Origin of the sequence: Exiguobacterium sp. s46 (assembly GCF_018618875.1) — a bacterium.
Taxonomy (GTDB): domain Bacteria; phylum Bacillota; class Bacilli; order Exiguobacteriales; family Exiguobacteriaceae; genus Exiguobacterium_A; species Exiguobacterium_A abrahamii.
In genome coordinates this window covers 177,949-202,983 of sequence record NZ_JACSMY010000004.1, presented here as the reverse complement: position 1 = coordinate 202,983, position 25,035 = coordinate 177,949, and the positions used below count along the sequence as shown (strand labels likewise).

Genomic DNA, 25,035 nt, shown 5'->3' with positions numbered 1-25,035 from the left:
AAGCCCGTATGTCCACTCGTTCAAAGAGTGCATACGGGCTTGTTACTTAGAACTTTTTCTTTTTCTTTTTTTCGAGCACGACGATTGCTTCGACGTGCGCTGTTTGTGGGAACATATCGTACGGCTGAATGTACGATACCTTGTATCCCGCTTTCATCAAGTGATCGCAATCGCGCGCAAGCGTCTGCGGGTTACACGAGACATAGATGATTTTTTTCGCTTTAGACGAGATCATCGCGTTCAACAATTGTGTATCGCAACCTGAGCGTGGTGGGTCGACGATGAAGACATCTGGAATCCAGCCTTCCTTGACCCAACGCGGAATCCAGGCTTCTGCCTTACCGACGACGTAGTGGGCATGGTCGAATCCGTATTGCTTCATGTGCGCATTGGCATCTTCGACAGCTTCTTCAATAATTTCCATGCCGCGGACTTCTTTTGCTCCTTTAGCGATCCAAAGTCCGATTGAACCAACACCTGCGTAGGCATCAACGACACGTTCTTCGCCGGTCAAAGCAGCAGCACGCGCAATTTCTTCATACATCCGCTCTGCTTGTTCCGGATTCAATTGGAAGAAGGCACGCGGAGACAATTGATACGTGAATTCCCCCATCTCTTCCTCGATCCGTTCAACGCCACGCAAGACTTCCGTCTCTTCTCCGAAGACACGTGATGTCAACTTATCATTGATGTTCAGTGCAACCGAGACGACACCTGGAATGTCCATGATATCGCGCGATAAGCCCTCTAGATCACGGAAGCCGTCTTTAAAGGCAACGAGCACGACTTGAATTTCGCCCGTTTTGATTCCTGTCCGGACGACGATATGGCGCATGACACCGTCTTGTTTTGATGCATGGTATACGGGTACTTTATAGTCATTGAGTAATTTCGTGACAGCTTGGTTGACGCGAAGCGTATCCTTATTTTGGACGACACAATCATCAATCGCGACCAAACGATTCGAATTCGCAGAATAGAGACCGCTAACGATTTCATTGCCTTGTTTCCCGACGACGAATTGCGACTTGTTGCGGTATCCCCACTCCTTCGAACCAATCGTCGGGCGGATATCGGCTTTTTCGACATTCAACTTCGTTGATTTCAAGAAAGCGTTGCGAAGCATTTCTTCCTTATAACGCAATTGTCCATCGTAACTCATGTGTTGTAATTGACAGCCGCCACAGACACTATAGACCGGGCAAAGTGGAGTAACACGGTCTGGTGAACGATCGTCACGCTTTAAGATTTTTGCATTCGCATAGTTCGCATGAATTTCCGTGATCTCGATCTGTGCTGTCTCACCGACGAGTAGACCTGGGATGAAGACGATTTGTCGCTCGAGCGTCGCGATCCCTTCACCGTTGATTCCCATCCGTAGACAAGTGACCGAACGAACCTCACCTGTCTTTAATTTGATTTTTGTTGCCATTGATTTCATCCTTTCCGTTTGTGCAAATGAAAAAGCGGTCTCAATCTACCGCTTTTTTCGTTTCTTCTTGTTCTTTCATATCCTTTGCATATCGAACGACCTTCGCCTTGAGTTGATCCAGTGATACGATCAGTCGTTCCAAATCTTCGATATCTGATGATTCATCGAGTGAATCGATTGTATGACAGAGAAGCTGCATTCTTGATTTTAGCACATTCATTTGACCAAGTTTATCAGTTCTTGCTTTTCCCATTATTCAGACTTCCTTTCTTCCGCTGGATTCCGACGTTATTTTAGCATACGATACGAAGTGGAGCACTAAAAAGGAGGAGTATCTATGTCACATTCATCACCCATCACGATTGCGAACGATCCGTGGGAAGCTTATCGCGACATTGAACAATACGGCACGGTCCGTTTGACGAACATTGAAGTCACGACAACAAAACTGTGTAACATGCGCTGCGAACATTGCGCCGTCGGTTACATGTTATCCAGTAGCGAGTCACCCGAGATTCCAGTCGAGCTACTTATTCAACGTCTGGATGAAATCGAACACCTGCGTGCCTTCTCAATCACCGGCGGCGAACCGATGCTTTCAATGAAGTCCATCAAGGAGTACGTCGTCCCTTTACTTAAGTATGCCCACGAACGTGGTGCTAAAACCCAAATCAACTCAAATTTAACACTTCCGTTATCTCGCTACGAATTAATCATTCCTTATTTAGATGTCTTGCACATCTCACATAACTGGGGAACAGCTGATGATTTCATCGATGGTGGCTTTGCGATGATGGAACGAAAACCGTCACGTGAAGCACGGACGAAGCTTTTCGAGACGATGAAAGAGAATGCCCGTGTTCTAAATGCACGTGGTGTCATCGTTTCTGCAGAGACGATGATCAATAAACGGACATTACCACACCTTGAAGCGATTCATAAGGAAATCGTCGACATGGGCTGTGTCCGCCACGAGGTGCATCCGATGTACCCCGCTGACTTCGCGTCGATGATCGAAGCAGCTAGCTTGCCCGAAATTCGCGACGGGATCCATCGTTTGCTTGACGTCCGGGATCCGAACGTCTGGATGTTATTCGGAACACTCCCCTTCTATGCTTGTTCGATGGAAGAGGCGGATTTAGAACTTCATCGTCGATTGCGTCAAGAGAAAAACGTCTCTGTTCGCAATGACCCTGATGGACGTTCCCGTCTCAACGTCAACATCTTTGATGGCGAGATCATCGTAACGGATTTCGGTGACGAACTTGCTTCGCTAGGTACGATTCATGAGACATCCTTCAATGATGCTTATGCCGAGTGGCAAGAGACAGAACTGAATAAAAGCTTGTCATGTCACTGCCCTGCGGTGCAATGCCTTGGACCGAACGCGCTTGTGAAAAACGCATATTACCCTGAGATTGATTTCACAAAACAGTCCAGCCGGCTTTAAAACTAAAAAAAGGTTTTGAACGATGGCATCCCGGGAAAAATGTCACAAAGTAGACACATTCTGTTTTTCTAAAAGGGGTGACCGGGATGGAATGGCTCGTAGGTATTGTCGCAATCATCGGTACGTTCAGTATGGTCTTGTTCGTCATGATGGTTGGTATTCGCGCTTCACACAGCATCGAACATGATGAAGTATTCGACCAGACAGACTGGGACGAACATCTTCTGCATATGCCGCGTCCGACACGTTTTGAACAAGAAAATAAATGAAGCACGCCCCGGTCTCCCGTTTCAGAGACCGGGGCGTGTTATGCTAAAAGAAAAAAGAAAGGTCGTCGTTACTTGTGTCACGTCGTTTTGCTCTTATCTTATCGATCGTCTTCATTTCCGGATTCACGCAAGGTCTGCTGATTCCACTGTTATCTATTTTACTTGAACGCCAAGGAACCCCCGCTTTCATCAACGGTCTCAGCGCTGCCGTTCTCTATATCGGTGTCATCGTCGCCGCTCCTCTCATGGAAGGTCCACTACGACGACGTGGTTATATTCCGGTCATCTCGTTTGGACTCGCTCTTGTTGCAGTAGCAGTTTTCTTATTTCCACTTCTTCCAAGCGTCATTGCTTGGATGATTTTACGGTTCCTCGTCGGATTTGGTGATCAGACGTTACACTATGGATCACAGGTTTGGGTGACGTCCATTACCCCAAATGAACGGTTAGGACGAACGATGTCACTATACGGGATGGCATTCGGTCTCGGTTTTGCTCTCGGTCCTCTTGCGGCACCTCTCGTCGATGTCATCAACTGGCTACCATTCGTGTTGACTGGTACATTGACTGTCATCGTCCTGATCTTGTTATCGCGTATGCCGAACGAAAAACCGTCATCCGTCATGCCGGAGGAGCTGCAAAGCGCCGCCTCACGGTATAAACTTGTCCTATCAACTGCTTGGTTCACGTTACTTCCTGGCTTTACATATGGTTTTCTCGAAGCCACACTGAATGCCAGTTTTCCCGTTTTTGCGACGCGTAACGGGTACGGTCTATCTGAGACGAGTACCTTGATCACGACATTCGTCGTCAGCTCGTTGATCATGCAACTTCCACTTGGACGACTTGCTGATCACTTCGGAAAACGTCGGACGTTAGTAACCGTTCTTTCGATTGGCTCCGTTGCTTTCCTTATCGCTTGCTTCGTCTTCGAACGATACGGTTGGTTATTCGCGATTTTTGCTATTAGCGGGATGGCACTTGGCTCGACGTACTCGCTCGGTGTCGCCTATATGACGGAACAGTTACCGCGACACCTTCTTCCGACGGGCAACTTGCTTGCGGGGATTGCCTTTAGTCTTGGTTCGATCCTTGGACCGATTGCTGGCAGCTTGTTCGTTCTGCTTCCAGCTATGCTTTATTTCAGTCTATTCGTTCTGGTTCTAGCGACACTTGCGTTTCTCTTACGATATGCGAAACGTCACGAATCATCCCAGATCTAAAACAAAGGATCTTGCGCTAATGATGCGCAAGATCCTTTGTTTTATTTCACGATTCCTTCTTGCCGAAAACTCCGCCAGAGCTTATCGTCGATCGCATACGGCTGTTCTTTTGCACGCTTCAGCTCTTCTGTCTCGAGCAGCACGACGACCTCTCGACCGTTGATTGACCACACTGAATCGTAACCTCTCTCCGCCTCGATGATTTCCACATCCACATCTCCATGGGTTTCCTTCAACTGCTGACTGACGCACGTTACGACGAACCGGGCAAACTCATCACGTGGACGACGAGTGGCAATGATCTTTCGAACGATCTCATTCCGTTCCATTCGTTTTCATCTCCTTCCGTTTTATAGTCGCACTAGCCTTTCAGACAAGGCCGAATCGGTCTTCACTTGACCGTACAGAAAAAAGCCGAACGGGTCGGCTTGAGCAACGAACGATTGGGAGTTACTTTGATTGAAACTATTTTTGCACGATTCTGAATCTTCGTCAACCTCGCTTTTGAAACCATACAGGAAGGTACGTCGAGACTAAGATACCACTGACGACGAAGAGTAACCCAAGCAACGCTTGCGGTGGAATCGTCTCGCCGAGAATCAAGGCCGATAAACTGACACCATAGATCGGTACGAAGAACATGAACAACGACACTTTACTGACTGGATTATATTTCATTAGTAAGTTCCAAAGCGTAAATCCAGTCGCTGATAAGAAGGCAAGATACACGAGCATCCAAGCACTTGTCGTTGAAAAGGTGAATGGTGCGACGTGACCATCGAGAATGACTCCTGCGATAAAGAGACCGATTGATCCAATGACCATCGCCCATCCAGTCATCGGTGCCACCGGATAACGTGCCGAGTATTCTTTGGCAATCAAGTTACCGAACGCCCCGGAAACCATTGCTGCGATCAATAATCCTTCCCCTACTCCAAACGAGACACCTTGCCCACCTTGTGGCCAGTTGGCCAAGATGACACCTGTGAATCCAAGGAATAAGGCGAGTCCTTTAAATCGATTCAGTCGATCGTCTTCATATCGAAAATGTGCCAGCAACATCTGGAAGAACGAAGTCGATCCGGCAATGATTGATCCTTGTACGCCAGTTGACAAAGATAGACCGATATAAAAGAAGACGTACTGCAAGAACGTCAAAAAGAAGCCGAGACGACTATAGGCGTAAGTCCGCTCCTTCAGTGTGATCGTCTGTTTGAAGACGAAGACACTGACGACAAGTAATAACACACCTGCTAAAAAGAAACGATAGCTCGCAAACAGCAATTGCTCTCCGTATTCGGAAGATGTGATCTGTAATAAGTCATAACTTTTTTTAATGAAGGGAAACGCACTTCCCCACAAAAAAGTCGTCAGTAACGCAAAGACGACGAGTCCAATCCGATGGGTTAAAATTTTTTGCATCTTTCTAGTTCCTTTCCTGTTCCTTTTCACTGAAGCATGGTATAGTAATTCTACAGATAATAATAATTATAATCTAGAGACAATGAAACTCATTATCAATCAGTTAAACTCATTGATATATCACATTCTCATTCTCTTTCTATAATGATTTCATTTCTCATTTACATTTTGAAAGGAGTTTTAATATGACGACTTCCACTACTACCGATGTTCAACAGCGTTCCGTATTCCGTCATGCTTGGGATGAGCATCACGAATTGATTCTAGCATTGTTTAGCGGAATATTGATTTTAGTTGCTTACGGACTCGAAAAATTCAATACGGCGTCTGCCGTTTATGTCACATTGTACTTATCGGCTTATGTAATCGGAGGATATGCGAAAGCGAAGGAAGGATTGACGGAGACGTATCAAGAAAAAACGTTGAACGTCGAATTGTTGATGATTTTAGCTGCCATCGGTGCGGCTGCCATCGGCTACTGGATGGAAGGTGCGATCCTCATCTTCATCTTTGCGTTATCCGGTGCCCTTGAGACATACACGATGAATAAAAACGAACGTGCCTTGCAAAGCTTGATGTCCTTACAACCGGAGGAAGCAACACGTCTGAATGCAAACGGTCAACTCGAAGTCGTCGGAATCGAACAATTAGCGATCGGTAACCTCGTCTATGTTCGTCCTGGGGAGCGGATTCCAGTCGATGGTGTCATCGTACGCGGTCAAGCCGCGATCGAAGAAGCATCGATTACAGGAGAATCGATTCCGGTTGAAAAACAAACAGGTGATACCGTTTATAACTCGACTGTCAACATGAATGGTGTCTTGACGATTGAGATGACGAAAGCTGCTGACGAATCGTTGTTCCAAAAAATCATTCATATGGTCCAAAACGCACAAAGTGAACAGTCTCCATCTGCTCAGTTCATCGAACGTTTCGAAAGCCGTTATGTCAAAATCGTATTGCTTGTCGTCGCACTGATGATGGTCCTCCCTCATTACGTCGTTGGCTGGACATTTGAGACAAGTATTTACCGCGCGATGATTCTTCTCGTCGTCGCCTCACCTTGTGCCCTTGTTGCGTCGATTACACCTGCTGCCTTATCTGCAATTGCCGCATCTGCGAAAAATGGCGTTCTTTTTAAAGGAGGCGCCCACATCGAAACGCTCGGACAAGTCGACACGATTGTCTTTGATAAAACGGGAACACTGACAACTGGTAAACCTGTCGTCACCGAAAGTCGTTATGCGGAAGGCATGGACGTCCGAATAGTCCAACAAGCGGTTGCTTCCATCGAAGCGCAGTCGAACCATCCACTCGCACAAGCAATCGTCGATCACTTAAAAACCGATGTCCGCGAACCATCAACATTTAAAGATGTGACAGGATACGGGATTGAAGCAACTGTCGATGGTGTCACGTATCGTATCGGTAAACGGGCGTTCCATGATGGTTTAGACGATCCATTCGTCGCGATCGAACAGTCATTAAAAGAGCAAGGGCATACGATCGTTTATGTCAGCAATGGAGCACAGATCGTAGCGCTTTATGCGTTACGTGATACGATTCGTCCGGAAGCCAAAACAGCGATTGCTGCCTTAAATGATCTCGGCATCGCAACGATCATGTTAACTGGTGATAATCCGGTCACGGCAGCTGCCATCTCACGTGAGGCGGGATTGACGGACTTCGTCGCTGAGTGCCTACCGGAAGATAAAGTCCGCTACATCAAACAATACCAAACAGAAGGTCGGACCGTCGCAATGGTCGGTGACGGCATTAACGATGCCCCAGCCCTTGCATTAGCACATGTCGGGATTGCGATGGGTGAAGGAACGGACGCTGCACTCGAGACCGCTGACGTCGTCTTGATGAAAAATGACTTAGGTCGTCTTGCCTATGCTGTGCATAAAGCCCGGAAGATGAACCGGATCGTCAAACAAAACATCACGCTTGCGATCGGTGTCATCCTCCTATTGATCGCATCGAATTTGTCCCAGTTCCTCATCATGCCGTTCGCCGTCGTTGGACACGAAGGATCAACGATTCTCGTCATCCTGAACGGTTTACGCCTTCTTCAACAGGATGCTTTACCAAGTCTTCCACAGCGTTCATCTGAAAAACGATTAGCTGCTTAACCATCAAAAAAGCCTGACCGCCACATGGCAGTCAGGCTTTTTTGTACCTTCATCCGAACGTATTCGTCGGAATGGCATCAAGTTCAGCTTGTTCCTTCAAGCGCTTTTCTTCCATTTTCTTCGGATCCGCTTTTTTCATGAACCGTTCCCATGATGCGTTCAATTCAGAACCGAGTAAAATGATCAGCCCTGTGAAGTAGAGCCATAGTAACAAGATGACGACACTACCGAGCGAACCGTACGTTTGATTGTAATTCGAGAAGTTCGAGACGTAAAATCCGAATCCAACCGATAATAATTGCCAGACGATGACACCAAAAACGGCTCCTGGAATTGCTTCTTTGAATGTAATCGGGCGCTTTGGTGCGACGCGGTAAAAAATCGACAGGATACCAATCAATAGAATCGTCGACACGACATACCGTAAGACCGTCAGTAGGATTTTTTGCCCCATATCGATCGGAAGCACGAAATTGGCAAGATACGTGATGATCGGACCACCGAGCACATTCAAGACGATCAGCAACAACATCCCGACTCCGAGCACGATCGTGAGTAACAAGGCAATCCCACGCGCTGCGACAAAACCACGGGGCGAGAAGTCACCATAGGCATGGTTTGCTGTCGTGATCAAACGATCGACCCCTTTGGAAGCAGACCAGACAGCAAGAATGGCACCAATCGATAACAGACCACCCTGCGGTTCTTTGATGGCTTGGAAAATTGTATCCGTGAACGTATTGACGGCTCCGCCTGGCGCTAGGTCCCGGATTTGTGACTCGAGTGTCTGACGATCGATGTCAAAGAATGATAAGACCGAAATGACGAAAATGATTCCTGGGAAAATGGATAAAAACCAGTAATAAGCGAGTGTCCCTGCATAATCCGTGATGTTATGATCGGACATTCGCTGCTTTAAGTTCAGGGCAAGCCCTTTTGGATCGCGTGAATGCGCCATCGTCATCTCTCCTTCATGAAAAAGAGGCAGTCGAAGACCACCTCATTGTTTTAATATACTTTTCCCATTTTATTTCAACTAAAACCTCATTCGTTTTCAGAAAGGATTAATTCATAGAATGGTTCTGTCATTTCTGCCAGCTGTTTGGCAAGTGACGGTGGACGAATCGGTAACGAAGGTAGCTCCGAACGCTTGATCCAGACCGGTGTATAACCCGATCCTTCCTCTTCGAACTCTTCACCCGTACCGGTGCCAAAGCGACCCCCAATTGTTTTCGCCCAAAAATAAGGATTGTCGAATCCATTAAAACGGACGATGGCGGCAATACCGGTCAACTCCACATCGATTCCAAGTTCTTCATGTGCTTCACGAATCGCTGTTTCTTCTAACGATTCTCCGTTATCTTTCCCACCGCCTGGAAAGACATAATACGTTTCGTTCGGTTTATCCCGTCGGATCAACGCAATTTCATCCTGTTCGTTTCGTAAAATGATTGCACTTCGTTGAATCGGCATGACGCCACCTCCCCTTTTATCATTTCTACTTATCGAAGAGCATCCAGCATTTCAGGAACGAGTCCATTTTCTGTCGAAGCGATGACTTCCGCTGCAACCTTCATGCCAAGCTTCAAGGCTTCTTCTGCCGGTCTCTCTTGTGTCAATTCAGACAAGACAGCAGAGAAGAATGAGTCGCCTGCTCCCGTTGAGTCAACGACCTTCACTTTTTTCGTTCCGACGTGACCTGATGTCGCTGTACGACGATCAACGTAGACCGCCCCGAGTTCACTCATCGTCACGACCGTGAATGGAGCACCTTTTTTCGCTAGCTCATTTGCTACATGAATCGCATCTTCGACCGTCACGATCGACAGATCAGACAGAATTTCCGCCTCTTCTCGGCTACAAATGAATCCAGTGAACCCTTGTAGCAGATGACGATTTCGTTCGATGACGCTCAAGTGACCACAAACACCAAACAATGGCAACTCCATTTTACGGCATAGATGAATCAAACGTTCTAAGACCGTAACGGATAAATCAAGATCGATCGCAACGGCATCGACCCCATCGAGTGCATAGATTGATTGACGTAAAATCGCCTCTTCGAGCAACTTCGCATCTGGTTGTTTCGAGATCGATGTTTGCAAGTCACCTTCGTTATCCATGACAGCTAGCCACATGCCCATTCCATGATCTTCTAACATTTCGACGTGATCCACATTTGCACCGTAAGATTTCAGCTCATCGAGCACTCCCACGCCAATCTGATCATTCGTAACCGTCGAGATAAAGCGAACTTCATTCCCGAGGACGGCTAGATTTTGTGCTACATTGCGTCCTGTTCCTCCATTTGAAAACGTGATGTCTCCTACGTTTTTCGCATCCTTATGCAAAGGAGCGAACGAAGTTCCTTTTATGTCGACGAATACTTTTCCGATTACCGCGATTTTATTCATTTCAGTTCCACCTCTAACCATATTTCCTGATTTCCGACCTTGTTTGATCTTTCAGGCACATTGCTTCAATTATAGTAAAATTTTAAATCAGTGACAACCGAAGTACTTTTTTTCTAACTGTTCGCTATCTTCACGTAAAAAAAACAGCAAGCGAATCGCCTGCTGCTCCAAAGAATCAGATATTCGCAATCACGAGACTGATTGCGAGTAAGAGTCCGAAAATCGTGTTCACTTTACCGGTCTGTGCCATGCCAGGCATCAGCTTTTCCGGTGGTAAGTCTTCCCAGAAGAGACGGACCGCTTTGATCATGAGCGGAATACTCAATAACGCGAGTAACGCAAACCATGAGACTTCAAATGCGAGTACGGCAATAATGAGAGACAGGACAGCCGCCGCAAAAAATCCGATCAAGACGTACACGGCACGGCGATGTCCGACGAGACAGGCAATCGTTTTTCGTCCGTTGACCTTATCATTATCCAAGTCACGAATGTTATTCGCAAGTAGGATCGAACCAATCAAGATGGCGACTGGTACCGAAATCGCAACGGCTTCTGTCGGAACATAACCAATTTGTAAGTACGCAGAAATCGCGATGATGATATATCCCATGAAAAAGCCTGCAACGACCTCTCCAAATGGTGTATAGGCGATCGGAAGCGGTCCTCCTGTATAGATATATCCGACGAACATTGAAATGAGTCCTACGACAAGTAACCACCACGATGTCTCGATGCACAGATACACACCGAGTAATGCCGAAATGCCGTACAATGTAAGTGCGAACGCTAGAATCGTCCCCGGCTTGAATCCGTCACGAACGATCGATCCACCGATTCCGACCGACTCCTCCGTATCTAAACCACGTTTGTAATCGTAGTATTCATTGAACAGATTCGTTGCGATTTGAATCAGCATCGATGCGATCAACATCGCCACGAACAAATCCAAGCGTATCGATTCCACGCGTGGTGCGACAACTGCCGTACCGACGACGACCGGAACAAAACTTGCTGTTAATGTATGCGGTCGTGTCATTCGCCAATAGACAGCGATTGATTTATTCATATAATAACCCCTTTCCTGTCTAAGTGTATCGGGTTTCGTTTTTTGCTGTCAATGTTCAATCCGAGATAGCTTATTCCTTCTTTTTTGTCCGCAAAAAGTTTACACTTAGATTAAGTGAAACATATCACAGTATCTATAGACTAGGGGGCAATGAGCGGTATGGCTTACGCTCAACAAGAGCTAAAACAGTGTATCGAACAGGCCGTCAGTCAGGCGAACGCCTCACAACGACCTATACTCGCTTCGTATTCATGGGAAATCGAAGCAACTGACATGCGTTCCCTCGAACAGGGTATCGAGGAACGATTTTATTTCGCGACACCTGATCGCTCGATGCGGGCCATCGGGTTTGGCATCGTACAACAACTCCAGGCTTCAGGAACGGATCGTTTTTTACGAATTCAATCGCAATGGGCAAACTTGAATCGCGATCATGTCGGTCATGATTTATTTGCGTTCAGCGGATTTTCGTTTACCGAACTTAAACAACCGGATTATCGTTGGTCTTCCTTCGGAGACGCTTCGATGACGATTCCGAAGTTTTTATTTCTAGAACAAGATGGCAAGACACGTGTGACGATTTTTGCTCGCGTCGAGCCAATGGATCAAGTCGATTCTATCTTAAATGAACTCTCACTCGATTTCGCCAAAGTCAATCAACCGCAACCATCGACTGCGGCAGGCGCCACGCGCTTACGACTATCGCGAGATGGGAATGAAGCCTTTGAAGCTTCGTTTCATCAAGCTATGCACTACTTGGAGACGACACTTGAAAAAATCGTCCTGGCGCGCGAAGTCGTCTATGAGCTGGATCGTCCACTCGACGTAGCCGCTGTCGTCGCTGAACTCGAAGATACGCAGCCCGGCAGCTACGTCTTCTGTTTCCAACCAAACCCGGAAGAAGCCTTTATCGGTGCTACACCGGAACGACTCGTCTTAAAACGTGGACGTCGTCTTGAAACGGCAGCCGTCGCTGGTTCTGCACCACGCCACGCAACGGATGAGATGGACGAAGCACTCGGTCAATCGTTATTACAAGATCAAAAGAATCGGGTGGAGCACGGAATCGTCGCGGATTCGATCGAACGGACATTATCTGTATTTTCAGAGGAACTGGATTGTCCGGATACGCCGATTCTCTTGAAGAATCGCCATATCCAACATCTTTATACACCGATCACAGCTCATTTAAAAGAAGATGTAACGTTATTCCAATTGATCGAAAAACTGCATCCGACACCTGCGCTTGGGGGCGAACCCAAGCAGTTAGCAGTCGATGCCATCCAAGAAATCGAGACGTTTGAACGAGGATGGTACGGTTCACCTGTTGGTTGGATGAACGGACAGGATGACGGGGAATTCATCGTTGCCATTCGATCTGGATTGTTTACAGAACGGGCGGTCATTCTTTATGCCGGTTGCGGTCTCGTCGAAGGCTCTCATCTCGATAGTGAACTGGCAGAGACGGAAACTAAACTATCACCGATGTTACAAGCACTTGGACACGTCGGTTCGATTGAAAAGGATGATATTTATGTTGACTAAGTGGATGCACATGTTAATCGATACGCTCGTCGCTTCTGGTGTCCGGGACTTCGTCATCAGTCCCGGTTCCCGTTCGACACCACTTGCTATTGCTGCTTTTCTGCATCCTTCTAGCCGTACCCACGTCCTTGTTGACGAACGGTCGGCTAGTTTTTTTGCTTTAGGTCTAACACGGACGGAAGAACGTGTTCGTCCCGTTGCGTTGATTTGTACAAGCGGTACCGCTGCAACGAACTATTATTCAGCAGTGACCGAAGCGAATATTTTTGAACTTCCGTTGATCGTCTTGACCGCCGATCGACCACATGAATTACGGAATGTCGGTGCGCCACAAGCCATTGATCAGATCGGTCTGTACGGGAAGCAGGTTCGGCATGCGTTTGATCTTCCGTTAGCAGAAGAAGCGAGCCTTCCTTACGTCGCTCATGTCGCACAACGTGCAACCCTACTCTCTCTGACGGAACCAGCAGGCCCGGTTCAAATCAATGTTCCGTTACGTGAACCCCTCGTGCCGGAACTCGATCTCTTACGGACAGGACGTCCGGTCGGTGTTTTACCTGAACCGACACCGGGAGTAAACAACGCTTTAGCGACCGCACTGCAAGAAGAGCGTCTTCTTTTTGTACTTGGACCACAACTCACTGCGGTGGACAGTCAGGTTGTCATCTCGTATGCGAAACAAGCAGGGATTCCGGTGTTAGCGGATCCACTCAGTCAAGGACGACAATCGCATGATGCTCACGTTTTTGCCTATTACGATACATGGCTCAAACATCCAGCTACCGCACAGCACGTCCGACCAGATCGAATCATTCGTTTCGGTGCCATGCCGACGTCAAAACCTTATCTGCTTTGGTCTCGGGATATTCCGACGACGGTCGTCGGTCATCCAGGAAACTGGCGCGATCCACAGCTTCATTCGGATTTCGTGATTGGTCACGCGCGACAACTCGCGCATCATGAATCTGTTCCGCACGACCCTAAGTACCTCGAACTGTTGCAACAGGCGGAGCGACGCGTCGCCGATGCTTTTGCGACAATTGATCAAGAAGAAATGACAGAGTATAACGTCGTCCGTGCGTTGACGACGTTACAAGACGGAAGTCTATTCGTTTCGAACAGTATGCCGATTCGGGACGTCGATACGTTCCTGCCGACAGGAACACCCCTTCGTCTACTCGCGAACCGAGGTGCGAACGGGATCGACGGGATTCTTTCCAGTGCGCTCGGAGCAACGTTTGATGCCACACATCGCTACTTACTCGTCGGCGACTTGGCGTTCATTCACGATATCAATGGGCTGATGACAGCACGCACACTTCCGTTAACGATCATTCTCGTCAACAATGCGGGTGGCGGCATCTTTAGCTTTTTACCACAGCAACAACTCGATCAAGATGTTTTCGAACCACTCTTCGGTACACCGCAGCATCTCGACTTCGCTTCCCTCGCTTCCGGATACGGCGTAACCTATCAGGCGATTGATTCAATCGCCGCGTTACGTCAAGCACTTGCGGAAGAGACGAACGTCACTCGGATTCTTGAAGTCAAGACGACACGAACAGAAAACGTACAGATGCACCGTTCGATCTGGGACGTGACAAATCAAGCGTTAGCCGAGGTATTCCAATGATTTTGCGTGGGCATACGTATCATGTGAAAATCGAGGGATCTGGTCCACCGCTCCTATTGCTTCATGGTTTTACAGGCTCCCTCTCAACGTGGGACATGCTAAGTGAGCATCTATCGCCTCACTTCACCGTCTATCGCCTCGATTTGATGGGACATGGAAAAACGACACCGGCGTCTGAGCAACGAATGCGTTTGACGCAACAGGTCAAGGATCTCGAGGCACTGCTCGCTATGCGATCCGAGCCATGGATCGTCCTCGGATATTCGATGGGTGGACGAATCGCTTTAATACTGAGCGTCGTCTCTGAGCAAATCGCTCGGACAATCGCTGTTAGTACGACACCGGGTATCCAGACGGCAATCGAGCGAAAAGTACGTCGTACATCGGATCGATTGCTTGCGGAGCGACTCGAAAAAGGCGGACTCGAAGCTTTCATCGATTACTGGGAGACACTTGGACTATTTAAACCCCAAGCCCTTCTCCCGGAATCGCAACGTACGCGACTGCGTCAGGAGCGCCTGTCCCAAACGGTGGAAGGTCTGAGTGCTTCGTTACGTGCACAAGGTACAGGAAGCATGCCATCCCTATGGTCATGCCTTCCGAAAGAGATTGATTGGATCGTCGGGGCAGAGGATGAAAAATTCCGTGCCATCGCTTCACGAGCGGCATCACCTGAAAAAATTCACGTGATTTTGCACGCTTCGCACGCCCCACATATCGACCAACCGCAAAAGTTTGTTACAATGGTAGAGAATCTACTTATTCATCACTAACATATTGGGGGAATTCACATGAAATATGCTCCGGAATGGGTATCAGCCCGCAGCTATGAAGACATCAAATATGAACAATGGAACGGGATCGCGAAAATCACGATCAACCGTCCTGAAGTTCGCAATGCGTTCCGACCACACACGGTCCACGAACTCATCGACGCATTTTCACGTGCACGTGACGATCAAAATGTCGGCGTCATCATCTTAACAGGTGAAGGCGATCTCGCATTCTGTTCTGGCGGAGATCAAAAGGTACGTGGACATGGTGGATATGTCGGTGACGATGAAATTCCACGCTTGAACGTTCTTGATCTTCAACGTTTGATTCGTGTCATTCCAAAACCAGTCATCGCTATGGTCGCAGGTTATGCGATTGGCGGCGGACACGTCCTTCACCTCGTGTGTGACTTGACGATCGCTGCAGACAACGCCCGCTTCGGACAAACTGGTCCAAAAGTTGGTTCATTCGATGCTGGATATGGCTCTGGTTACCTCGCACGCGTTGTTGGACACAAGAAAGCGCGTGAAATCTGGTACCTCTGCCGTCAATATGACGCACAGCAAGCACTTGATATGGGACTCGTCAACACGGTCGTCCCACTCGCAGATCTCGAGCAAGAAACGATTCAATGGTGTGCTGAAATCCTTCAACATTCACCAACGGCTCTTCGTTTCCTTAAAGCGGCATTCAATGCTGATTCAGATGGTCTTGCAGGGATTCAGCAACTCGCAGGAGATGCAACATTGTTGTACTACACAACGGACGAAGCAAAAGAAGGACGCGATGCGTTCAAAGAAAAACGCAACCCGGACTTCGGACAGTTCCCGCGTTTCCCATAATGAAAAAAAGGTTCAATCGTCTTACGACATTGAACCTTTTTCGTATATTCATCTCAAAAGGAAGTGACTATTTTGTATCCTTGGATCTATACACGGGCAAAAGAACAGCCGGATGACATCGCACTCATTACGGAAACAGAGCGTTGGTCGTGGTCCGAACTATATGCACGCGCGCATCGCTTAGCGAGTACTTGGGCGACGATCGTGACACGTGGAGACCGGATCGCCCTGTACGGTCCATCGAGTGCGCGCTACATCGTCGCACTTCACGCAGCTCAATTGCTCGAACTGACCGTCGTCCCGATCAACACACGTTTGACGCAAACGGAAGTATTACGTCAATTCAAGCAGGCAGATGTACGGCTCATCGTGACGGACCGGACACTTGATACAAGGATTCCGTGCCGTGCTTTCTCTTATGAAAAAGAAGCGCCTGACCTGTTAATACGCCATATGCCAAAGCAATACGTCCAATCGATGCTCTTTACGAGTGGTACGACCGGACATCCGAAAGCCGTCGAACAAACGATGTTGAATCATTTCTCGAGTGCAACGAACGCCGCGCGTCATATTGGATCACTGCCAGAGGATCGTTTTTTGATCGTCACGCCGCTGTTCCACATGAGTGGGTTAGCTGTCGTCTACCGGGCGGTCATCTATGGAGTACCGATCATTCTCGAGCCACATTTTTCACCAGAACGCGCCCTGCACTGGATTACGACAGAAAAGATCACCCATGTCTCACTCGTCTCGGTCATGCTTGATCGTTTACTCGAAGCCGGACTACGTCGCCACGCGCTTCGCGTCGTACTGACAGGAGGCGGTCCTGTTCCATTACCGATTCTGACGCGTGCCCTTGATCGTAATATCCCGGTCATGCAGACATACGGGATGACGGAAACAGCTTCTCAAATCGCGACTCTTTTGCCAGAGGATGCCTTACGAAAGATCGGATCGGCCGGACAAGCGATTCATCCGACGCAAATCCGCATTACGCGTCACCAAGAGATCGAAGTCAAAGGCCCGACGATCATGAAAGGCTATTTTCATGAGGAAGAGAAAACGGCAGAAGCGTTTACGGCAGACGGTTTTTTCAAGACTGGTGACTTAGGACGTCTGGACGCCGATGGATACCTCTATGTCCTCGATCGTCGAAGCGACCTCATCATCTCAGGTGGGGAAAACATTTATCCAGCTGAAGTCGAATCAGCACTTCTCTCGATTGATGGAATTCAAGAAGCAGGTGTCGTCGGACGATTTGATGCTAAATGGGGACAGGTTCCGGTCGCCTTCATCGTCAGCACACTCGATGAAGTCATCGTCCGAACGGAAATCAGTCAATTGCTCGCTAAATATAAGTGTCCGGTTGATTATATCTATCATAGCGCGCTGCCACGCAATGCGAACGGTAAACTATTGCGGAAGCAACTGAAGGAGTCATTATGAGTATCACTCTCCGGTCTGCCGAACTGTTCGATGTTCCGCTCGTTTTTCGTCGTCCGATGCAAACCGCCCTCTCGACGCTGACAGTACGTCGGACGACGATTTTGCGTCTGACTGATTCGGAAGGACGAATCGGTTACGGGGAAGGTGTCGCGTTTGATACACCGTGGTATACATCGGAAACGCAGCACTCTCTTCAAGGAATCGCTCCGCTGCTGTATCGATTACTTGAACAACCGCTCCATCATCCAGCAGACGTTACGGATCGCTTCCACATCGTGCAAGGTAATCCGATGGCAAAGGCGATGTTCGAAGGAGCGATCTATGAATTATTCGCAGCAGCTACCGGTCAATCGCTCGCCACGTATCTCGGAGGTGATGAATCATCTCTCGTACCTTGCGGGAAAGCACTCGGACGGGCTTCTGCAGCACAGACCGTCGAAGCCGTCGGACAAGCGATCGCTTCCGGATATGGACGGATCAAGCTGAAGCTCGCTCCGACGGATACCGTCGTTCTTGAGCAAGTACGTGCCGCTTTCCCTGATGCGCCCTTGATGTTTGACGCTAACGGCAGCTTCACTGAAGCAGACTTCCCTCTATTACAACAGTGGGATTCATTCGGTCTCGTTATGATGGAACAGCCGCTCGCAGCGTCGGATTGGTCCGGACATCAACGTCTCGCTAGACTCTTACAGACACCGATTTGTCTGGATGAATCCATCGTCGCTCCAGTGGATGCCGAGTTGATGCAGACGCTCCACGCTGGTCAGATTCTGAACATCAAGCCGGCACGCGTCGGTGGACTGACGAACGCTTTGTCCCTTCGAACAAAAGCACCCTACTGGCTCGGTGGGATGTTCGAGAGCGGTATCGGGCGTCGTCAGACCCTTGCTTTTGCAACACTGCCTGGACTCGCTTATCCGATCGATATGGCAAGTACTGCCGATTATTTCGAAGAAGATTTGCTTGAGACCCCGTATCATGTCGAACACGGACACATTCGTTATTCCGCTCCAGCCGTATCCGAGTCACAGTTAAACAAATTGGCAACGTCCCGGATATCCTTATAATAGGAGCACTACGACGAAAAAGAAGGCTGACTCAAAAAAGAATGACGGGTCTTTTCACGCCCTTTCCTCAGTCGAGACACAAAGCCCCTCTTTCCTGCCTTATTCAAGCAGGAAAGCGGGGCTTGTTTGTCTCTGACAGCGCAAAGATGCGCTTTTTTCTGTAGGAGTTGCGTGAAACGCGTCATTCTTTTTGTTATGAAATAAGGGTGGCAGATTATCATTCTGCCACCCTTACCTTTGTGGAAACTGACTTTTGAGTCAGCCCCCTTCTCGTGTTTTACTATATGAGCTTTTCTTAGAACGATTCTTTGCCTTCGACTTTCGTCAAAATCTCATACCCGTCCTTCAAGACGACGACCGTGTGCTCGAATTGTGAGACGAGGCTCCGGTTCGGTGTGTATAACGTCCAACCGTCCCGCTCATCTTCGATACAGAACTCATCTCCTGTTGAAATGAACGTCTCGACAGCGATGACTTGGCCTTCCTTCAACAAATCATTCTCTTCACGATTGAAGTAGTTCGAGATGGATTCTGGCTCACCATGAAGTGTCTTACCGAGACCATGTCCCGCTAAGTTACGGATGACCGTGAAACCGCTCTTACGTGTTTCGGCATAGATTGCTTTTCCGATCTGGTTGACCTTCGTTCCGGCTTTGACTTTTTCAAGTCCTTTCTCAAGCGCCGTCAATGACACTTCAACGAGTCGGACATCTTCCGGACGTTTTGCTTCTCCTGCGATGACCGTCTTCCCTGTGTCCGAGTAGTAACCGTTCTTCACAGCCGAGACATCGACATTGACGATATCACCTTCTTGAATGACATACTTCCCTGGGATACCGTGTGCTGCGATATCGTTGACACTGATACATGTCGCTCCTGGGAAATCGTACATGACGATTGGAGCAGACTCTGCTCCCTGTTCCTTCAGGATGCGTGCTCCGATGTCATCGAGTTCCTTCGTCGTGATTCCCGGTTTGACGGCATCCGCCATCTCATCGCGTGCCATGGCGACGATTCGTCCAATTTCTCGTAATGCCTCGTAATCATAATCTAACACTTTCATTTCCTCCTCATTCACTCAATCGTTCTTGATATAGATAATCTGCAGAGATATCCGCAAATAAGAACATCCCATTACTGAGCGGCATACTAAATGTCCGCGTTTGTTCACTCGAGCTGAAGTCGACGTACCGTTCGGACAAATATCCACTATGTCGTCGTTCCATCGCTACCGTCGTCCGGATGAAGTAAGGACGGAAACTCCAGTTGTACCCTTTGTAGAAGGAATACAGTTTCCACTCCCCACTCTTTTTACTGACGTTTGAAGATTGTTGGAATCCATTCGCATCCGTGATATAAAACCGGATGAATTCCGGCTCCATCTTCCGGGCAAGCGTCAGCAACCATTGATCGAGATCTTGCTCCGGCTTCAAGGACTGACAATCTTCATTAAATCGAACCGTCCAGTCTTGCTCTAGCTGAAACAAGCGATTCATCTGCTCGCGATCATATTTATAAAACATCGGGACTTCATGGATCAACACTTCCATACCAGGACAGGTCATGACCCATTCAGGTGATGCTTCTCCAAGTAGATTCCCCATGTAGTAACGTCCTCCGTGTTGCCACGCATACCGAAGTTGACCGAGATGACTGATATTCTTATACAAAAGTGGCGCTCCAAGCTGGTCGCAAAGATGCTCCATCGTCTGTAAGAGATGTGGATACGACGCTGAGACGGTCTTTTTTTCAATCATGGAGGATAAATCGACGATCAACATATCCGGCGACATCGAAAAGACACGTTCAAGACTCGTTGCTTCCGCACGGTCCAGCGCTACCTTCAGTCCAGAGTTCTGGTAATACGCGACGATCCGACCCAGACGGTCAAAATCATCGACTTGGACATCCGTCAAAGTAACGTACATCCGCTCTTTTGGAAACGACGAGTCGACCGTCCGTAAGACATGCAAGAAGTCCTCCCCACCGTTTTCAAACAGCCAAGCTGGACGACAACGGATCAGAATAAACGCTTGTGCATCGGAGGGTACTTTTTGGAATGCTTGACGGACGACATGCCCCATGACTTCGAGTTGATACTCGATTGGAACATCGTCTTCCTGAAAAAATGGTTTTAACGGTTCTCCACGAAAATGGGACTGGATTTCATACCCTTCCACCTTAAAAGGGGCAGCGCCTACGATCGGTTGAAACCATGCCTCTATCTCTTCGGGATGAACGATGACATCTAATGCATCCATTCTATTCCCCCCTTGTACTCTTGTTCTATCTTAACAAAAAAAGAGCCTCTCTGTAACGAGAGAGCCCCTGTTTTACGATAACGTCGTATCTTTCCGCAATGCGATATACAAGTACACACCGAATGTCGCCGTCAAGTAGATGATACTCAGGACACCGTATTGGATTCCGACGGCTCCTCCCTTACCGATGGCTAGCACAAGAAAGATGATGCCGCCAAATAATAAGGTCGCCAACGGAATATAACGAAAATGTCCTTTTGTCGTCCGCTCACAAATCTTTTTCGTCGCGACGATCAGTGCAACGAGACAGACGGATGCTGCTACATAAATGGTATACACGAATGATTCAGCCCTCTCCCTATCGTTCATGGCTCATTTTATCATGACCGCTCAGATAAATCATAAAAAAGAACCGACTTGTCTGTGACAAATCGGTTCGAATCGTTTACTTTTCAAAACGTGGTTTACGTCCACCACGGTTACGATCGCTTTCGCTACGGTTGCTACGTCCAGCATAACCGCCTTCACGACGATCTGATGAAGAAGATGAACGACCACCTTCACGACGCTCGCCACCGCGCGGGTTGTTTCCACGGTATCCGCCACTGCGGTTGCCGCTTCCACTTCCACCTTTGTTTCCGTAAGGACGACGGTTTCCACCACCGTTGCTACCGAAACGTTTCACGCGGATTGGTTCGATTGAAGAGATTTGGACTGGTGTTGCATCCGGCTCTTTCGTCAATCCTTTAAGTGCTGCTGAAAGAAGTTCCACTGCTTCGTACTCTTCTAAGAGTTCTTGTGCAAGTGTCGTATATTCTTTTGAGTCTTTTGCTTCAACGCGTTTGATGAGTTCTTGTGCAGCAAGCTTCAAGTTGCCTTCTAAGATTTCATCAAGTGTTGGTGCATGACGACGTGACATTTTTTTGTTCGTGACACGTTCGATTGTTTTGATTTGACCGAATTCACGTGGTGTAACGAATGTGACAGCCGATCCTGTTTTACCAGCACGACCCGTACGACCGATCCGGTGAACATAGCTCTCTGGATCTTGTGGGACGTCGAAGTTGTAGACGTGTGTGACACCAGAGATGTCAAGACCACGTGCTGCAACGTCTGTCGCGACGAGGATATCAATCGTTCCTTTTTTGAAACGACGGATGACTTGGTCACGTTTTGCTTGTGTTAAGTCACCGTGTAAACCGTCAGCTGTGTATCCACGTTGGATCAAACCTTCAGTCATTTCGTCAACACGTTTTTTCGTACGACCGAAGATGATTGAGAGTTCTGGAGAATCCGTGTCGATCAAACGGCAAAGAACGTCGAATTTTTGGCTTTCTTTCAATTCGATGAATGACTGGTCGATGTTTTCAACTGTCATTTCTTTTGCTTTGACTTTGATGTGTGTCGGAGTCGTCATGAAACGATCTGCGATTTTACGAATTTGTGGTGGCATCGTTGCTGAGAATAAGAGTGTTTGACGTGTTTCAGGAAGTGCACCGAGGATTTTCTCGATGTCTTCGACGAATCCCATGTTCAACATCTCATCTGCTTCGTCAAGGATGACCGTTTGAACGTGATCGAGGTTCAACGTCTTACGGTTCATGTGGTCCATCAAACGTCCTGGTGTCGCAACGACGATTTGTGGATTTTTGCGAAGTGCGCGGATTTGACGATCGATTTGCTGACCGCCGTAAACAGGAAGTGCATGAACGCGTTTTACTTCACCGATCCGGTTCAATTCTTCTGCTACTTGGATTGCGAGCTCACGTGTTGGAGCAAGAATCAACGCTTGGATGTTGCGTGATTTTGCGTCAAGACGCTCGATTGTTGGGATACCGAATGCTGCAGTTTTACCAGTACCTGTTTGTGCTTGACCAATTAAGTCAACGCCGCTGAGTCCGACTGGAATTGTTTCTGCTTGGATTGGTGTTGCTTCTTCGAAGCCCATTTTTAGGACACCTTTGATAAGTGCCTCACTAAGATTTAATTCACGAAATGTTGTCAATGCTAAATACTCTCCTTTGTCATATGAAAAGCGTCTGCCACTAAACAGACGCTACCGTAACGAATACAATCGACTACCTATTATAACAGAATCTATCACATAAAGATAGAGTGGTTTCTCTCATAATAATGTTTAGGGAAGTCACCATCATAATCGTTGCCATAAGGGCGAGGGAAAGGCGAAGTGCCCGGACCGTGCGATGTACGTCATCGCGTGCCCCCACTAGTGATGGGGTATATTCAGTAAATGGTCGCCGGTAATCAAACCAGCCGCAACCACCAAAATGATGAATTCCTTACTATCTATTCGAAACGCAGGCTTACTCGGTCCGATTATTTCGTCAACCGAATACCCGTTTCATTTTTTTCTATTTTTTTATCTTTCAACAGGCGACCGAGCGCTCGTTTGAATGCTGCCTTGCTGAGACCGAATACTTCATCGATCGTCTCGGGAGCTGTCTTATCACCATACGGCATCTGACCATCATGTTCAAGTAGATGGTTCAGAATCAACTCCGCGTCTGTATCAATGGCTTCAAAGGCACGTGGTCGTGCTGAAAGTAATACTGTACCATCTGGTTTTACATTTGTCACTCGTAATTTCAAGACTTCTCCAAGACGCGGCCAACGTTCCATCTCACGTTCATGCAAGAATCCGATCGATTGATCGTTGACCCAGACGTTAACGCCTGGTTCACGTTGTGAGAAGACGAGACCTTCGACGTCCATGTTGTTCCACTCCTCTGGAGCTGGCTTCGCACGTAAGTTGAAGTATGCATAAGGTGCAGGGTCTCCGAGTAACCGAAGCTTCTGATCATGTTTCAGACGAATGAAGAGTTGATCGCCTTCTTCTGGCCAGAACATCCGGCGCTGCGGCAAATCGTCGAGTGAGACGAGAACGTCTTTTTGAATACCGATGTTCGCGAACACTCCTGTGTTATAGCGTGTTCCATTAATCGTCGTCTTGACATAGTCTTCAAATGAAGCTTCTGGAATCGTCATCGATGATGCTAGACGCCCTTCATTATCTTGATACAAGAAGACTTCTACCTCTTCATCGAGGGCTACTTTCCGTGTTTGTTCATTGTTATGCAACAACACGTCTTCATTTCCATCTGTCAGAAACACTCCGAACTCTGCTTCGCGTTCTACTTTTAATGTGACAACCTGTCCTGCGCGTAATCCCATTTCGGGTCATCTCCTCTCTGTATTTGAATCGATTCCAGTTCTTGTGAATCGTTCTGCTGTTCTTTCCCTACCATACTATACTCTTTTTCCATTCATCTCTGATATCGACACAATCGTGACAGTTGTGACATATTTGTGAACGGAACACATTTGCGTGATTTTTTTGAAAAAAAGATATATGATTAAATAACAGGAAAAAGAAGGTTTAGTTTAGGTAAATATGGGGGATAAAAATGTTTCATAACATTCAATCGCGTTCGTTCGCACGACGCTTCACGAAAACATTGGTTTTTGCATTTTTTGCGTTCCTTGCTACGATTGGAATTGTCTTCGCAGAAGGATCGAACAGTACGGATATGACACCGAAGACACCAGCGCTTCAGCAAATCGATCGCCCTTAAAATCTACACCTTCCGTGTGGATTTTTTATTTTTTCCGGACATTTACAGGACGATAAAGGAAAATTGCGTTTGACCTCGAATTAAATGAACATGCCATCATTTTAATTTTTGAGGAGGAAACGGACGTGCTCTTCTACTTATTTACGACGATTGCGGGTCTCATCACTACATATTTAAGTTTTGTTACCGGTTATTATACGAGTTCGATCGGTGTGTTCGTCTTTACGCTAGCGATTTGTCTGTCACTATCATCAATCCGCCAGCTGATACGTACGTCCTATCTGACTTACATTGAATACATCCAACACCGTCGTGTCAAAAAACAGTACGAACGGATGAAAAAACGTGAACTTTCTTATCAAGTCTCCTATCCTCAACAAGATTCCAGCACACCACTTGCATTCTCCGCGACAGACCAGCATGATAAGTAAAGAACACGATTTCATCATCTAGGAGGAAC

Annotated in this window: 24 protein-coding genes and 1 pseudogene; 12 read left to right on the top strand and 13 right to left on the bottom strand. The window is 47.7% G+C overall.

Annotation, left to right across the window (positions count from 1 at the left end; translation table 11 throughout):
- Positions 1–46: 46 nt before the first annotated feature.
- Together rlmD and KNQ08_RS15550 are read right to left on the bottom strand one after the other, a co-directional pair.
- Positions 47–1,432, bottom strand: coding sequence for a 23S rRNA (uracil(1939)-C(5))-methyltransferase RlmD (gene rlmD, locus KNQ08_RS15555; RefSeq protein WP_055966696.1), 1,386 nt, complete (start codon positions 1,430–1,432; stop codon positions 47–49).
- Between the two features lie 40 nt (positions 1,433–1,472).
- Positions 1,473–1,685 (bottom strand): SE1561 family protein, encoded by a 213-nt coding sequence (locus tag KNQ08_RS15550; RefSeq protein WP_023467294.1) that lies wholly within the window; start codon positions 1,683–1,685, stop codon positions 1,473–1,475.
- Between the two features lie 84 nt (positions 1,686–1,769).
- On the opposite strand from KNQ08_RS15550, the gene yfkAB reads away from it, so the two are divergent.
- The 3 genes and pseudogenes from yfkAB to KNQ08_RS15535 all read left to right on the top strand — a co-directional run.
- Positions 1,770–2,882: a radical SAM/CxCxxxxC motif protein YfkAB gene (yfkAB, locus tag KNQ08_RS15545; protein ID WP_023467293.1), complete on the top strand. Its 1,113-nt coding sequence runs from the start codon at positions 1,770–1,772 to the stop codon at positions 2,880–2,882.
- A gap of 86 nt (positions 2,883–2,968) precedes the next feature.
- Positions 2,969–3,151 (top strand): hypothetical protein, encoded by a 183-nt coding sequence (locus KNQ08_RS15540; RefSeq protein ID WP_023467292.1) that lies wholly within the window; start codon positions 2,969–2,971, stop codon positions 3,149–3,151.
- Between the two features lie 68 nt (positions 3,152–3,219).
- Positions 3,220–4,374: pseudogene (locus KNQ08_RS15535) on the top strand (MFS transporter); the annotation flags it as partial.
- Between the two features lie 41 nt (positions 4,375–4,415).
- On the opposite strand, the gene KNQ08_RS15530 reads toward KNQ08_RS15535, so the two are convergent.
- Complete coding sequence (locus tag KNQ08_RS15530; RefSeq protein WP_023467290.1) at positions 4,416–4,703, bottom strand: hypothetical protein; 288 nt, start codon at positions 4,701–4,703, stop codon at positions 4,416–4,418.
- Positions 4,704–4,866: 163 nt separating this feature from the next.
- Positions 4,867–5,796, bottom strand: coding sequence for a DMT family transporter (locus KNQ08_RS15525; RefSeq protein ID WP_023467289.1), 930 nt, complete (start codon positions 5,794–5,796; stop codon positions 4,867–4,869).
- A 185-nt stretch (positions 5,797–5,981) separates the two neighbouring features.
- Here KNQ08_RS15525 and KNQ08_RS15520 point away from each other — a divergent pair, with 185 nt between their 5' ends.
- Positions 5,982–7,931 carry a heavy metal translocating P-type ATPase gene (locus tag KNQ08_RS15520; protein ID WP_214806282.1) on the top strand — a complete coding sequence of 650 codons (1,950 nt, stop codon included), beginning with the start codon at positions 5,982–5,984 and terminating at the stop codon, positions 7,929–7,931.
- A gap of 49 nt (positions 7,932–7,980) precedes the next feature.
- On the opposite strand, the gene KNQ08_RS15515 is transcribed toward KNQ08_RS15520, so the two are convergent.
- The 4 genes from KNQ08_RS15515 to KNQ08_RS15500 form a co-directional block, all read right to left on the bottom strand.
- Entirely contained in the window at positions 7,981–8,889 is a 909-nt protein-coding gene (locus tag KNQ08_RS15515) for a YihY/virulence factor BrkB family protein (protein ID WP_029340889.1), read from the bottom strand.
- An 86-nt stretch (positions 8,890–8,975) separates the two neighbouring features.
- Positions 8,976–9,404 (bottom strand): NUDIX hydrolase, encoded by a 429-nt coding sequence (locus KNQ08_RS15510; RefSeq protein ID WP_058704970.1) that lies wholly within the window; start codon positions 9,402–9,404, stop codon positions 8,976–8,978.
- A 29-nt stretch (positions 9,405–9,433) separates the two neighbouring features.
- Positions 9,434–10,345 carry a guanosine-inosine kinase gene (locus tag KNQ08_RS15505; RefSeq protein WP_149426878.1) on the bottom strand — a complete coding sequence of 304 codons (912 nt, stop codon included), beginning with the start codon at positions 10,343–10,345 and terminating at the stop codon, positions 9,434–9,436.
- Positions 10,346–10,520: 175 nt separating this feature from the next.
- Positions 10,521–11,414, bottom strand: coding sequence for a 1,4-dihydroxy-2-naphthoate polyprenyltransferase (locus tag KNQ08_RS15500; RefSeq protein WP_029340886.1), 894 nt, complete (start codon positions 11,412–11,414; stop codon positions 10,521–10,523).
- A gap of 159 nt (positions 11,415–11,573) precedes the next feature.
- Between KNQ08_RS15500 and KNQ08_RS15495 the strand changes: the two genes are divergently transcribed.
- The 6 genes from KNQ08_RS15495 (at position 11,574) to menC (ending at position 18,721) form a co-directional block, all read left to right on the top strand.
- On the top strand, positions 11,574–12,959 hold the full coding sequence (locus tag KNQ08_RS15495; RefSeq protein WP_214772550.1) for an isochorismate synthase: 1,386 nt from the start codon (positions 11,574–11,576) through the stop codon (positions 12,957–12,959).
- A complete protein-coding gene (menD, locus tag KNQ08_RS15490) occupies positions 12,949–14,592 on the top strand; it encodes a 2-succinyl-5-enolpyruvyl-6-hydroxy-3-cyclohexene-1-carboxylic-acid synthase (protein ID WP_214725274.1) in 1,644 nt (547 codons plus the stop codon). Before KNQ08_RS15495 ends, menD begins: the two co-directional genes overlap by 11 nt.
- The gene (gene menH, locus KNQ08_RS15485; RefSeq protein WP_214806280.1) at positions 14,589–15,365 is read left to right on the top strand and encodes a 2-succinyl-6-hydroxy-2,4-cyclohexadiene-1-carboxylate synthase; all 777 of its coding nucleotides are present in this window, start codon (positions 14,589–14,591) and stop codon (positions 15,363–15,365) included. The genes menD and menH overlap by 4 nt, the downstream gene beginning before the upstream one ends.
- Positions 15,366–15,383: 18 nt before the next feature.
- Entirely contained in the window at positions 15,384–16,208 is an 825-nt protein-coding gene (menB, locus tag KNQ08_RS15480) for a 1,4-dihydroxy-2-naphthoyl-CoA synthase (RefSeq protein WP_023469886.1), read from the top strand.
- Between the two features lie 72 nt (positions 16,209–16,280).
- The gene (gene menE / locus KNQ08_RS15475) at positions 16,281–17,654 is read left to right on the top strand and encodes an o-succinylbenzoate--CoA ligase (RefSeq protein WP_214725278.1); all 1,374 of its coding nucleotides are present in this window, start codon (positions 16,281–16,283) and stop codon (positions 17,652–17,654) included.
- Complete coding sequence (gene menC, locus KNQ08_RS15470) at positions 17,651–18,721, top strand: o-succinylbenzoate synthase (protein WP_214725280.1); 1,071 nt, start codon at positions 17,651–17,653, stop codon at positions 18,719–18,721. The genes menE and menC overlap by 4 nt, the downstream gene beginning before the upstream one ends.
- Positions 18,722–19,016: 295 nt before the next feature.
- Here the strand turns inward: menC and map are convergent, their stop codons facing one another.
- The 5 genes from map to KNQ08_RS15445 form a co-directional block, all read right to left on the bottom strand.
- Entirely contained in the window at positions 19,017–19,778 is a 762-nt protein-coding gene (map, locus tag KNQ08_RS15465; RefSeq protein WP_023467279.1) for a type I methionyl aminopeptidase, read from the bottom strand.
- Positions 19,779–19,791: 13 nt separating this feature from the next.
- On the bottom strand, positions 19,792–20,982 hold the full coding sequence (locus KNQ08_RS15460) for an EAL-associated domain-containing protein (RefSeq protein ID WP_023467278.1): 1,191 nt from the start codon (positions 20,980–20,982) through the stop codon (positions 19,792–19,794).
- 72 nt (positions 20,983–21,054) lie between these two features.
- The gene (locus KNQ08_RS15455) at positions 21,055–21,321 is read right to left on the bottom strand and encodes a hypothetical protein (protein WP_023467277.1); all 267 of its coding nucleotides are present in this window, start codon (positions 21,319–21,321) and stop codon (positions 21,055–21,057) included.
- A gap of 106 nt (positions 21,322–21,427) precedes the next feature.
- A complete protein-coding gene (gene cshA / locus KNQ08_RS15450; RefSeq protein WP_035398788.1) occupies positions 21,428–22,987 on the bottom strand; it encodes a degradosome RNA helicase CshA in 1,560 nt (519 codons plus the stop codon).
- A 332-nt stretch (positions 22,988–23,319) separates the two neighbouring features.
- Entirely contained in the window at positions 23,320–24,174 is an 855-nt protein-coding gene (locus tag KNQ08_RS15445; protein ID WP_023467275.1) for a CvfB family protein, read from the bottom strand.
- Between the two features lie 233 nt (positions 24,175–24,407).
- On the opposite strand from KNQ08_RS15445, the gene KNQ08_RS15440 reads away from it, so the two are divergent.
- Positions 24,408–24,575: a hypothetical protein gene (locus KNQ08_RS15440; protein ID WP_023467274.1), complete on the top strand. Its 168-nt coding sequence runs from the start codon at positions 24,408–24,410 to the stop codon at positions 24,573–24,575.
- A 125-nt stretch (positions 24,576–24,700) separates the two neighbouring features.
- The gene (locus KNQ08_RS15435; RefSeq protein ID WP_050678231.1) at positions 24,701–25,006 is read left to right on the top strand and encodes a hypothetical protein; all 306 of its coding nucleotides are present in this window, start codon (positions 24,701–24,703) and stop codon (positions 25,004–25,006) included.
- Positions 25,007–25,035 lie beyond the last annotated feature (29 nt).